The sequence below is a fragment of the Mesorhizobium sp. WSM3873 genome, from assembly GCF_001672445.1.
Lineage (GTDB): Bacteria > Pseudomonadota > Alphaproteobacteria > Rhizobiales > Rhizobiaceae > Mesorhizobium.
In genome coordinates this window covers 162,117-174,583 of record NZ_LYTM01000056.1, presented here as the reverse complement: position 1 = coordinate 174,583, position 12,467 = coordinate 162,117, and the positions used below count along the sequence as shown (strand labels likewise).

The window sequence follows — 12,467 nt, the reverse complement described above, 5'->3', positions numbered from 1 at the left end:
GTAGCCAAGCGGCAAAAACTGTGGAACCGTTCCGCCATAAACATGGCGTGATGGTTAAGGGGGTGACGATGGAAGAGGCGCGCGCGGCGCTAGCCGCCATTCCGGCGCTTGCCGGATACGAGGGGCCGCTGGAGCGGCTGGGCGGCCTTACCAACCGTGTCTACAAGGCCGGCGAGGTCTGCCTGCGCATTCCCGGCAAGGGCACGGAGGAATATATCAACCGCGCCAACGAGGCAGTGGCGGCGCGCGAGGCGGCCAAGGCCGGCGTCAGCCCGGAGGTGCTTTTTGCCGATCCCGCATCCGGCTTGATGGCAACGCGCTTCGTCGCCGACGCCGAGACCATGTCGCCGGAGAAGTTCAAGGCCAGACAGGGCAGTCCGGCGCGTGCTGGCGCAGCCTTCCGCGAGCTGCATGCGTCCGGCGCGGTCTTCCCCTTCCGCTTCGAGCTGTTTGCGATGATCGACGACTATCTGAACGTGCTGTCGACCAAGGATGTGGCCCTGCCGCCCGGCTATCACGACGTGGTGCGCGAGGCGGGCAGCGTGCGCGAAGCTTTGGTCACGCACCCGATCCAGCTTGCTGCCTGCCACTGCGATCCGCTCTGCGAAAACTTTCTCGATACCGGGGAGCGGATGTGGATCGTCGACTGGGAGTACTCCGGCATGAACGATCCGTTGTGGGATCTCGGCGACCTCTCGGTCGAAGGCAAGTTCGACGCCGGCCAGGACGAAGAGCTGATGCGCGCCTATTTCGGCGGCGAAGCAAGGCCGGCCGAGCGCGGCCGCGTCGTCATCTACAAGGCCATGTGCGACCTGCTCTGGACGCTGTGGGGGCTGATCCAGCTCGCCAACAACAACCCGGTCGACGATTTCCGCGCCTATGCGGACGGACGCTTCGCCCGCTGCAAGGCGCTGATGGAGACGCCCGAGTTTTCACGCCACCTCGCTGCTGTGCGAGAGGGGTGAGCGCAGGCCTGGATCCTAGTTGACGCCTTTCGGCACGTTCTCGGGCGGCACGACGGTTTCCACCACCTTCTGGCGATGGAAGATGAAGATGCCGGCGAGCACAACGATGGCCGAGCCGGCGAGTATCCGCGGGCTCGGCACATCGCCGAAGAAGACCAGGCCGAAGACAATGGCCCACAGGAGCAGGCTGTAATGCAGCGGCGCCAGCGTTGACGCCGGCGCCAGCTTCAGCGCCCGGGTGATCATCAGATGGGCGGCGCAGGAGACAATGCCGAGCAAAAGCATGGCGCCGAAATCGAGCGCCGACGGCGTACGCCAGGCGCCGATGGTCAGGACGCCGCCGACAATCAACGTGCCGATGGTCTGCCAGGTGACCAGCGTCGTGTCACTCGTTCCGCGCAAACGCCGGCCGAGAATGATGGCGAAGCCGAAGGCAATGCTGCCGATCAGCGCATAGGCCGATGACAGCGAAAACGCGGCCGACGATGGCTTCAGGATGATCAGCACACCGCAGAAGCCGACCAGGATCGCCAGCCAGCGCCGCCAGCCGACCTTCTCGCCGAGCAGGAGATGCGAGAGCGCGGCGACATAGATCGGTCCGGCCATGTAGAAGCTCATCACGTCGGCGAGCGGCAGATAGACGACCGCGGCATAGAACAGCCCGGTATCGAGCGTGGTCGCCGCGACGCGCAAGACCTGCAGCACCGGCCTTTCCACCTGAAAAAGCTTGCCTGCGCCCTGGTTGGCGATCATCGGCCCAAGCACCAAGAAGGCGCCGATGGAGCGAACCAACACCACCTGACCGACCGAGAAGGAAGCGACCAGCCATTTGCCCATCGCGTCGTTCAGCGCGAACATGAAGTCGCCGGCCAGCATCAAGAGAATGCCGGCGAGCAGGACATTCTTGATCGTAAGATTGCGGGCGAGGAACTGGGCCATGCCCGGCTCCCTACTCGCAATCTGTCGCTTTGAGGAGGGAAATTCGGACGATCCGTAAGACCAGCGGCGGAAATCGGCTGGCGCTACGCGGATTTGTACCTGCGGTTGACGTTCTCCGGCCGACCGGCGATCGACAGCCGCGTCTCCTGCCTGGTCCGTTCGGCCACCACCTTGCCCCTGGCGATGACACAGAGGCGCTCAGGGCGCAGGCGGACGGCCTCGATCGGATTGCCGGCGTCGAGCACGACAAGGCTCGCCCGCTTGCCGACGGTCAGACCCAGATGATCAAGCCCCATGATGGCGGCGTTGACGTTGGTGACCATGTCGAAGCAGCGCGCCATGTCGGCCGGGCTCGACATCTGCGCGACATGCAGGCCCATGAAGGCCACGTCGAGCATGTCCGCCGTGCCCAGCGAATACCATGGGTCGAGCACGCAGTCCTGGCCCCAGCCGACGCGGATGCCGAGCGCCTGCATCTCCTTCACCCGGGTCAGGCCGCGCCGCTTGGGGAAGGTATCGTGGCGCCCCTGCAGCATGATGTTGATCAGCGGATTGGGGATCGCAGAGACGCCGGCCTCGGCGATCAGCGGCAACAGCTTCGAGACGTAGTAATTGTCCATGGAATGTATCGAGGTGAGGTGCGAGCCCGCCACCCTGCCCTGCAAGCCGAGGCGCTGCGTTTCATAGGCAAGCTGCTCGATGTGGCGCGAAAGCGGGTCGTCGGTCTCGTCGCAATGCATGTCGACCATCAGGCCGCGCTTCGCCGCGATCTCGCAGAGCTCCGTCACCGAGCGGGTGCCGTCGCCCGTGCTGCGCTCGAAATGCGGGATGCCGCCGACGATGTCGACGCCCATATCCAGCGCCCGGATTGTGTTTTCGCGGGCCGTCGGCGAGCGATAAAACCCGTCCTGCGGAAAGGCGACCAGCTGCAGGTCGAGATAGGGCGCGACCGTTTTCTTCACGTCCAGCAGAGCTTCCACGGCAAGCAGCCGGTCGTCGCAGACATCGACATGGGTGCGGATGGCAAGCAGGCCCATCGACACCGCCCAGTCGCAATAGGCGAGCGCGCGGTCGCGCACGGCCTCATGCGTCAGGAGCGGCTTCAACTCGCCCCAGAGCGCAATGCCTTCGAGCAACGTGCCCGAAGCGTTGATGCGCGGAATGCCATAGGAGAGCGTGGCGTCCATATGGAAATGCGGATCGACGAAGGGCGCCGTGACAAGATTGCCGCGCGCGTCGACCTCGCTCCGAGCTGCGCCTTGCAACTGAGGCTCGATCGCGGCGATGGTTTCGCCAGCGATGCCGATATCGGCGATCCTGCCGTCCGGCAGCGTGCCGCCGCGCACGATGAGGTCGAAATCCATGTCATCATCCCTTTGGTAGAATCAGCGTTATCGTGATCGGAAAGGCGGCCCGCCGCAGCCGTTTCTTCCCTGCCGGCGTTTCCTCCGGCGCCAACTCGCTCTATAAGCCGCCTCTCGCCCCCGTGGCGAATCCGAAATTTGCTAAGCCAGACACAGGATCGGCCGTTTGTTTCGCTTCTTCCGCTCGACGGAGAACCAGCGCCTTGTCGCAAGGCTGGTACGAGAATCTTTCCGGGAGCATAAATTCGGCTATGGCGCGGCCATTGTGTCGATGCTGGTGGTGGCCGCCATGACGGGGGCAAGCGCATGGATCCTGAAGGAGATCACCAACGAATTCGTGGTCTACAAGAGAGCGGATCGCGTCAACCTGATCGCGGCCGCGGTCGCCGCTATCTTCGTCCTCAAGGGCCTGGCGACCTTCGTTCAGGCCTATTTCATGAGCCGGGTCGGCAATGCCATCATCGCCGATAGGCAGCGAAAGATCTATGACCGGATCCTGGCGCAAGGCATCGAATTCTACCATTCGACCTCGTCGTCCGACCTGATCACCCGCATGACCAACAACGCCCAAGCCGCGCGCAGCGTGCTCGACCTCGTCGTCACGTCCTATGTGCGCGATCTGGTGACGTTGATCGTGCTGGTCGCAGTGATGGTCTGGGAGCAGCCGGCGCTGTCGCTGATCTGCTTCGTCGTCGGACCGGTGGCGATCTACGGCGTCAACAGCATTCTCAAGCGCGTGCGTCAGATCGCCAAGATGGAATTCCGCTCGCTCGGCCAGATCGTGCATGTGATGCAGGAAACGGCAATCGGCGTGCGCGTCGTCAAATCCTTCAATCTCGAAGGCGCGATGCGCAAGCGCATGTACAAGGCCGTGTCGGACGTCGAGAACCGCGCCAACAACATCGCGACGCTCGAGGCAGCCACCAGCCCGGTGATGGAAACGCTTGCCGGTCTTGCGATTGCCGGCGCAGTCTTCATCAGCGGCTTCCTGGTGCTGCAGGGCGGCCAGATGCCGGGCAACATCATGGCCTTTATCGGGGCGCTGCTGCTCGCTTATGAGCCGGCCAAGCGGCTGGCGCGCGTCCGCATCTCGCTGGAGACCGGCATTGTCGGCGTGCGCATGATGTTCCAGCTTGCCGACCGGCCGCTGACGCTGGCCGAAAAGCCCGGCGCCAAGCCGCTGCAGCCGGGCCCGGGCGAAATCCGCTTCGACAGTGTCAGCTTCGCCTATCCCGAGAGCCCGCCGGTTTTCGAACAGCTCAACCTGACCCTGGCGGCCGGCAAGATGACGGCGCTGGTCGGACCTTCCGGCGGCGGCAAGTCGACGATCCTCAACCTGATCATGCGCATGTACGACCCGCAGAGCGGCAAGGTGATGTTCGACGGCCAGGACATCTCCTTCGCCACGCTCGATTCACTCAGGCAGAAGATTGCCTATGTCAGCCAGGACACGTTCCTGTTCGCCGGCACCATCATGCACAACATACGTCTCGGGCGTCAGGACGCGACCGACGAGGAGGTGATCGCCGCGGCCAAGGCCGCCAACGCGCATCACTTCATCAGCGCCATGGCCAAGGGCTACGAGACGGAGGTGGGCGAGAACGGCTCGTTGCTGTCCGGCGGCCAGCGCCAGCGCATCTCGATCGCGCGCGCCATGCTGCGCAATGCCGAGATCCTGCTGCTCGACGAGGCGACCAGCGCGCTGGACGCCGAGTCGGAAGCGCTGTTCCGCGACGCGCTGCAGCAACTCACGGTCGGACGCACGACCATCGTCATCGCGCATCGGCTGTCAACGGTGCATCAAGCCGACACGATCGTGGTGCTGGAAAACGGCAAGGTGCTGGAAAGCGGCCCGCACAAGTCCCTGCTCAAACAGGGCGGACTCTATCAGAAGCTTTATGAATATCAGCTGATGCCGTAGGGCCAGCTTCCCCTTCTCCCCTTGCGGGAGAAGGTGGCCGCGAAGCGGCCGGATGAGGGGTGTTGGACGGAGTAAGGCGCTGGAAATTCTGGCTGGCGAAAGGTGTCGCCAAGCTGGAACACCCCTCATCCGTCTCGGCGCTGCGCGCCGATCCACCTTCTCCCACAAGGGGAGAAGGTGCGGTCGGCCCTATTCCGGCACTTTCCTGACAGCACCTTTGTCGGCGCTGGTGGCGAAGGCGGCATAGGCGCGCAAAGCGGTCGTCACCTTGCGCTTGCGCTTTTCCTCAGGCTTCCAGGCATCCGCGCCCTTGGCCGCCATAGCCTTGCGGCGGGCGTCGAGCTCGGCTTCGCTGACGGCGAGATGGATCTTGCGGTTCGGGATGTCGATCTCGATCGTGTCGCCTTCCTGAACCAGGCCGATCAGCCCGCCCTCGGCGGCTTCCGGCGAGACGTGGCCGATCGACAGACCCGACGTGCCGCCGGAGAAGCGGCCGTCGGTGATCAGCGCGCAGGCCTTGCCGAGGCCCTTCGACTTAAGATAGCTGGTCGGGTAGAGCATCTCCTGCATGCCGGGGCCGCCGCGCGGCCCCTCATAGCGGATGACGACGATGTCGCCCGCCTTGATCTCGTTGCCGAGGATCGCCTTGACGGAAGCGTCCTGGCTTTCGAAGACGCGGGCCGGACCGGTGAATTTCAGGATCGACTCGTCGACGCCGGCCGTCTTCACGATGCAGCCGTCGAGCGCCAGATTGCCCTTCAACACGGCGAGGCCGCCATCCTTCGAGAACGGCGTCTTGGCCGAGCGAATGACGCCCGTCTCGCGGTTCGTGTCGAGATCCTCCCAGCGGCGATCCTGGCTGAAGGCGACCTGCGTCGGCACGCCGCCGGGCGCTGCGCGGAAGAACTCGCGCACATTCTCTGCGGAAGTGCGGGCGATGTCCCAATGGTCGAGCGCTTCGCCCAGCGTTGCGGTGTGGACTGTCGGCAGATCGCGGTTGATCAGCCCGGCCTGGTCGAGCTGGCCGAGGATCGCCATGATGCCGCCGGCGCGATGAACATCCTCCATGTGCACGTCGGACTTGGCCGGCGCCACCTTGCAAAGCACCGGCACTTTGCGCGACAGCCGGTCGATATCCTCCATGGTGAAGTCGACCTCGCCCTCATGCGCGGCAGCCAGGATGTGCAGCACCGTGTTGGTCGAGCCGCCCATGGCGATGTCGAGGGCCATGGCATTCTCAAAGGCCCCCTTGGAGGCGATGCTGCGCGGCAGCGCGCTGTCGTCCTCCTGCTCGTAATAGCGCTGCGCAAGATCGACGATCAGATGGCCTGCCTCGACGAACAGCCGCTTGCGATCGGCATGGGTGGCCAAAGTCGAGCCGTTGCCGGGCAGCGAGAGACCCAACGCTTCGGTCAGGCAGTTCATCGAGTTCGCCGTGAACATGCCCGAGCAGGAGCCGCAGGTCGGGCAGGCCGAGCGCTCGATCACCTTGACGTCCTCATCTGAAATTCGGTCGTCGGCCGCGGCCACCATGGCGTCGACGAGGTCGAGCGCCTGCGCCTTGCCGCCCAGCACCACCTTGCCGGCTTCCATCGGGCCGCCGGAGACGAAAACGGTCGGGATGTTGAGGCGCAGCGAGGCCATCAGCATGCCGGGCGTTATCTTGTCGCAGTTGGAGATGCAGACCATGGCGTCGGCGCAGTGCGCATTGACCATGTATTCGACGGAATCGGCGATCAGCTCGCGCGACGGCAGCGAATAGAGCATGCCGTCGTGACCCATGGCGATGCCGTCATCGACGGCGATGGTGTTGAACTCCTTGGCGACGCCGCCGGCCTTCTCGATCTCGCGCGCGACGAGCTGGCCGAGATCCTTCAGGTGCACATGGCCCGGCACGAACTGGGTGAAGGAATTGACCACCGCAATGATCGGCTTGCCGAAATCACTGTCCTTCATGCCGGTGGCACGCCACAGGCCACGGGCGCCGGCCATGTTGCGGCCATGGGTGGTGGTGCGGGAACGGTAGGCGGGCATCGGTATTCCTTGCTGGCTGGCCGCGCTCAAACGTGGCGCGGCGGCGCTGTATTTCAGTCGGCAGCGGTTATAGCGGCCAAGGTCCGGGCTTGCCACAATTTTGCGCTGCGCCACGATTCTTCAGGAAATTTGAAAAATGCTGTCGGATCGCGCCGCGCCGAACCGTCCTTGAGGCAGACGGTACGAAAGCCGCGCCAAATCGCCGGCGCGCCGTTTGATGATGAGCCAACCTGAACAAGTCGGAGGAGCAAGATATGCAGAAGATCACCACCTTCCTTTGGTTCGACGGCCAAGCCGAGGAGGCCATGAACCACTATGTCGCCATCTTCAAGAATTCGAAGGTGCTTAGCGTCACGCGCTGGCCCAACGGCCATCCCCAGGAAGGCCAGGTGCTGGTCGCCTCGTTCGAGCTCGACGGGGTACAGTTCCAAGCCCTCAACGGAGGGCCGCAATACAAGTTCACTGAGGCGATGTCGCTGTCGATCGACTGCAAAACGCAGGAAGAAGTCGATTATTTCTGGGCCAGACTCACCGAAGGCGGCGGCGAACCGGGACGCTGCAGCTGGTTGAAGGACAAGTTCGGCGTTTCCTGGCAGGTCGTGCCGGAGCAACTGCCGCGCCTGCTTCAGGACCCCGACAGAGCGAAGGCCGGGCGCGTGATGTCGGCGATGATGCAGATGGGCAAGATCGACATCGCCACGATCGAGGAAGCGGCGAAGGGGTGATTACGCGTGAATAGTGAATGGTAAATGGTGAGGATGCCCGACTACTATTCACTATTCACTATTCACTATTCACTATTCACCACAATCACGCCGCCTTGTCGCGGACCTGATAGTCCTTGACCGCGGCGAAGCGGATCGCTTTCCAGCGCTCGGCCTCGTAGTTGAGCGAGAAGGTGTGCTGGGCGAGGAAGACAGGATCGTTGTCGAGGTCGCGGGCGATGTCGCCGCGATGCGCCTCGATAAAGCGCTGGACATCCGCCCTGTCGTCGGCCGAGATCCAGCGGCAAACGGAGAAGCGCGACATCTCGAAATCCACCGGCAGCGTGTATTCGATGTTAAGCCGCTCCTTCAGCACATCGAGCTGCAGCGCGCCGACAACGCCGACGATGGCCGGCGAGCCGTCCTCAGGCGAGAACAGCTGCACGACGCCCTCCTCGGCCATCTGATGCAGCGCTTCCTTCAGCTTCTTGGCTTTCATCGCATCGCCGAGGCGGACACGGCGCAGGATTTCCGGCGCGAAGTTCGGCACGCCGCGGAACAGGATCTCCTCGCCCTCGGTCAGCGTGTCGCCGATGCGCAGTGTGCCGTGATTGGGAATGCCGACGACGTCGCCGGCGAAGGCCTCGTCGGCGGTGACGCGGGTGCGGGCGAAGAAGAATTGCGGCGCCGAGAGGCTCATCGGTTTGCCGGTGCGCACCAGCTTGGCCTTCATGCCGCGCTCCAGCTTGCCGGAGCAGACGCGGACGAACGCGATGCGGTCGCGATGGTTGGGGTCCATGTTGGCCTGGATCTTGAAGACGAAGGAGGTCATCTTCCCCTCCGTCGCCTCGACCGTGCGTTCATCGGCTGCCTGGGCCCGCGGCGGCGGTCCGTAGGCGCCGAGCGCCTCGATCAGGTCGCGCACGCCGTAATTGCGCAGCGCCGAGCCGAAATAGACCGGCGTCAGATGGCCTTCGCGGAAGGCGTCGATGTCGAGCGGTCTGCACGCTTCCCGCGCGAGCTCCAGTTCCTCGATGAAGTCGTTGCGCTCGTTTTCCGGCAAAAGCCCGGCGACGCGGTTGGAATCCGGGCCGTTGACCGGCGTGCGCTCCTTCTCGTCATCGCTCCGGCGCACCGCGTTCTGCGCCAGGTGATAGGTGCCCGAAAAGGTCTTGGCGCGGCCGATCGGCCAGGTAACCGGTGCTGTGTCCAGCGCCAGCTTCTGCTCGATCTCGTCGAGGATTTCGAACGGATCGCGGCTCTCGCGGTCCATCTTGTTGACGAAGGTGATGATCGGGATGTCGCGCAGCCGGCAGACCTCGAACAGTTTCAGCGTGCGCGGCTCGATGCCCTTGGCGGCGTCGATGACCATGACGGCCGAATCCACCGCAGAGAGCGTGCGATAGGTGTCGTCGGCGAAATCCTCGTGGCCGGGCGTGTCGAGCAGGTTGAAGACGTTGTCGTCATATTCGAAGGTCATCACCGAAGTGACGACCGAGATGCCGCGCTCGCGCTCGATCTTCATCCAGTCGGACCGGGTCTGGATGCGATCCTTCTTGGCCTTGACCTCGCCGGCAAGCTGGATGGCACCGCCGAACAGAAGCAGCTTTTCGGTGAGCGTGGTCTTGCCGGCATCGGGGTGGGCGATGATCGCGAAAGTGCGGCGGCGCGAAACCGCCTGTTCGATGTCTTCTGCCAATTTTTGGAATCCTGTCTGTGGCGCGGGCTTCTAGCAGCGCATTTTGGGCGTGTCGACAGTTTCGGGCAGACCGGCACGGCCGAACAGCGTAGTCGATGTGGCCTGACAGGAACCTTAGGTCGTTCAGGTTCGCTCGCGATGACGGTCCTGGCGGCCCAACCGGGTAGCTAAACGTATCTCCGCCCGTTCGATGCCGATGTCGCGCAGCAGATAGTCCGGCAATTCGTCCAGCGTGGCCCGACCCCTGCGATTTCGCAGGATGCGCGCAAGCACGCCTCCGCCGGAACGGCAGATTTCGGGGATCGCAACGAGGAACCGTCCGAGCGCGGAATGGTTGGCCGCAAGCTCCTGTCCAAGGATGGTCATGGTTTATCCTCCTCTGTTTGAATGATGAAATCGGGAGGGCCCAGACTGGCCCTCCCGAAGGTTTGGCCGACAGAAGATCAGGATCGATCGTGCTCGCAGCTCGCCTGCAAAGGCACTTCACGATCGATCCCTCCATCAGGCGGCGGCGTATGCCGTCGTCGGATCGAACAGGCGCTTCACCTGCGTGATCTTGGTGGCCGGGAAGCCGCTCATCTTGGCGTGGCGCTGAATGATCGCCTCGTCCTTGGCGAGGTAGACGCAGAAGGTCTTGTCATCCGCGACGAAGGATTCGACCCACTGAATGTCCGGGCCGAGCTCGGCGAGAACGGCGTTCGAGGCCTTGGAGGCGTCGCGAAGCTGCTCGCGCTCGAAGGTGCCGACCTTGGGAATTTCACGTTCGATGATGTATTTCTGCATTTCGCAATCTCCTTGATCTTGGGTTCAAATGCCTCCGGACGCTCGACCAGATTCGATGCCGGTGACATTCCCGGGGCCGCTGAGCTAAACTGCAGCATGGCTCGCCGGGCAGACGGAGAATTGCGCAAGAGGCGGCCGACAGTCCTTACGCCGTCCTTATCTTCTTCCGATCCTTTGCCTACTGCCGTTACAGGATTGCTGCCGATGGGAACTTATTGCTTCGGCGACTTCGAGCTTAACGAGGACGCTCGCGCCCTCCGTCTCGCCGGAAGCGAGATCGAGGTGCAGCCCCTGGTCTTCGATTTCCTCGCCATCCTGCTGCGGCACCGGGACCGGGCCATGAGCAAAGACGAATTGCTTGAAACGCTATGGCCGGGCGTGACGGTGACGGAAGCTTCGTTGCAGCGCGTGGCTAGCCTTGCCCGCGGCGTTCTTCGCCAGGGCGGCATGGAAACGGCGCTGCGCAACCTGCCCCGCTTCGGCTACCGGATTTGCCTCGACCTGCCGCCCATTTCGGCGAACGGGCCGGCCGGCGCGGGCGGCAAGCTTTCGAGCCCCGGTTCACCGGTTCTGTCGGCACGCGAAGCTGTTGCTGTCAGAAAATGGCACGAGGCCGCGGCCTGCTTCACCGAAGCGGATGCCGCTGGCGAGCTGCTGACGGCCGATCTCGAGGAATGGGCACTTGCGCTGGAGTGCATGGGGCGCCCGGCTGAAGCCATCCCGCTTCTGGCGCGCGCGGTGACTGCCTACGGCGTGGCCGGCGAGCGCTTGCGAGCGGCGTCCCCGGCAATCGGCCTGGCCAGGGTTCATCTGGAGAGAGGGGAACTTGCCGTCGCCAAGGGCTGGCACAAGCGGGCGGCGCAGCTGATCGATGGCGCAACCGACAGCAGGGAGCACGGCCTGTGGTGCTGGATGGGAGCGCGCATCATGGGCGCGGAAGCCGAGCCGGAGCAGGCGCTTGCGCTTGCCGAACAGGCTTTCGCGGTTGGCAGGGATCTCGAAGATCCGGTCGTGGAGTCGCTCGGGCTGATCTATCGCGGCTTTTTCAAGCTCTGCCTCGGTGAGACCAAATCCGGCCAGGAGGACCAGGATTTCGCCGCCGCGCTCGGCCTCTCCAGCGACGTGGACCCGGTCGTCGGCGGCATTCTCTACTGCAACATACTTTGGGCCTGCCGGAATTTTGGCGACTGGGCGAGGGCCAACCAATGGACCCTCGGCTATGAGGACTGGTGCAGGGGACATGGGCTTGAGGATCTGTCGGGCTCCTGCCGGCTGCATCGCGCCGAGGTGCTCGGCGTTCACGGCACGCTGAAGGAGGCTGAGGCGCTGGTACGCGCCGCGCTCGACCAGCTCGCCGTCGACGCCCCCTGGGCGACGGGCGATGCGCTGCGTGTCTTGGGTGACATTCATCTGGCCGCCGGAGAGCTCACCGAGGCGGAAACAGCCTATCGAGCGTCCCATGCCGCCGGCTGGGATCCGCAGCCCGGCCTGGCGCTGCTGCAGCTGGAGCAAGGCCAGGCCGAGGCCGCCTTCAGCGCTCTCGAGCGCTCCCTGGTCGGACACGGCTGGCCGACGCTGCAGCGGCGAGGCATGGTCCTTGCCACTCTCGCCAAGGTGGCGGCGCGCACCAATCGTCTCGAGCGCGCAAAAGAACTCATCACCGAGCTGGAGAGCCAGCCGCAGCGCTGGCCGATGGCCTCCATCCGGGCGCTGTCCGCCGAGGCCAAGGCTGAACTTTTCATACGGGAAGACCGCCCCACCGAGGCTGTTCGGGAGTTGCAGACTGCATGCTCACGCTGGAGCGAGGTCGGCTCGCCGGTCAATGTCGCCGATGCGAGGCTTGCGCTCGCGGCGCTGCTCATCCAGCTCGGCGATCGTGCCGGCGCGGAGTTGGAGCTCGGCACAGCGTTGGCGTTAGCGAAGAAGGTCGACTCTTCACGGCTCACGCGGCGCTGCGAAGAGCTGAAGGGCCTGCTTGTCGGGACGCAGAAGATAGCGGTGGGCGGCGCTTAGCCGCTTCTCGCTTGAGGTCTGGCCGGCGCGATGGCATGACGGGGA

General features: G+C 64.1%; 10 protein-coding genes. 4 read left to right on the top strand and 6 right to left on the bottom strand.

All coding sequences use genetic code 11. From position 1 onward, the window contains the following. Window positions 1-62 precede the first annotated feature (62 nt). Window positions 63-965 carry a phosphotransferase family protein gene (locus A9K71_RS28140; RefSeq protein WP_156752776.1) on the top strand — a complete coding sequence of 301 codons (903 nt, stop codon included), beginning with the start codon at window positions 63-65 and terminating at the stop codon, window positions 963-965. A 15-nt stretch (window positions 966-980) separates the two neighbouring features. Here the strand turns inward: A9K71_RS28140 and A9K71_RS28135 are convergent, their stop codons facing one another. Continuing rightward, a complete protein-coding gene (locus A9K71_RS28135) occupies window positions 981-1,904 on the bottom strand; it encodes a DMT family transporter (RefSeq protein ID WP_067003583.1) in 924 nt (307 codons plus the stop codon). Between the two features lie 83 nt (window positions 1,905-1,987). Then, on the bottom strand, window positions 1,988-3,268 hold the full coding sequence (locus A9K71_RS28130) for an amidohydrolase family protein (protein ID WP_067003581.1): 1,281 nt from the start codon (window positions 3,266-3,268) through the stop codon (window positions 1,988-1,990). 166 nt (window positions 3,269-3,434) lie between these two features. Between A9K71_RS28130 and A9K71_RS28125 the strand changes: the two genes are divergently transcribed. Further along, complete coding sequence (locus tag A9K71_RS28125) at window positions 3,435-5,189, top strand: ABC transporter ATP-binding protein (RefSeq protein WP_067003579.1); 1,755 nt, start codon at window positions 3,435-3,437, stop codon at window positions 5,187-5,189. 189 nt (window positions 5,190-5,378) lie between these two features. Here the strand turns inward: A9K71_RS28125 and ilvD are convergent, their stop codons facing one another. Continuing rightward, window positions 5,379-7,223 (bottom strand): dihydroxy-acid dehydratase, encoded by a 1,845-nt coding sequence (ilvD, locus tag A9K71_RS28120; RefSeq protein ID WP_067003577.1) that lies wholly within the window; start codon window positions 7,221-7,223, stop codon window positions 5,379-5,381. Between the two features lie 254 nt (window positions 7,224-7,477). On the opposite strand from ilvD, the gene A9K71_RS28115 reads away from it, so the two are divergent. Then, window positions 7,478-7,948, top strand: coding sequence for a VOC family protein (locus A9K71_RS28115; protein WP_067003575.1), 471 nt, complete (start codon window positions 7,478-7,480; stop codon window positions 7,946-7,948). 85 nt (window positions 7,949-8,033) lie between these two features. On the opposite strand, the gene A9K71_RS28110 is transcribed toward A9K71_RS28115, so the two are convergent. From A9K71_RS28110 to A9K71_RS28100, 3 genes are all read right to left on the bottom strand, one after another. Beyond that, window positions 8,034-9,626 carry a peptide chain release factor 3 gene (locus A9K71_RS28110; RefSeq protein ID WP_067003573.1) on the bottom strand — a complete coding sequence of 531 codons (1,593 nt, stop codon included), beginning with the start codon at window positions 9,624-9,626 and terminating at the stop codon, window positions 8,034-8,036. A 123-nt stretch (window positions 9,627-9,749) separates the two neighbouring features. Then, complete coding sequence (locus A9K71_RS28105; RefSeq protein ID WP_067003572.1) at window positions 9,750-9,992, bottom strand: DUF1127 domain-containing protein; 243 nt, start codon at window positions 9,990-9,992, stop codon at window positions 9,750-9,752. A gap of 135 nt (window positions 9,993-10,127) precedes the next feature. Beyond that, a complete protein-coding gene (locus A9K71_RS28100; RefSeq protein WP_067003570.1) occupies window positions 10,128-10,409 on the bottom strand; it encodes a DUF4242 domain-containing protein in 282 nt (93 codons plus the stop codon). Window positions 10,410-10,613: 204 nt separating this feature from the next. Between A9K71_RS28100 and A9K71_RS28095 the strand changes: the two genes are divergently transcribed. Continuing rightward, window positions 10,614-12,422, top strand: coding sequence for a winged helix-turn-helix domain-containing protein (locus tag A9K71_RS28095; protein ID WP_067003568.1), 1,809 nt, complete (start codon window positions 10,614-10,616; stop codon window positions 12,420-12,422). The last annotated feature ends 45 nt before the right edge of the window (window positions 12,423-12,467 follow it).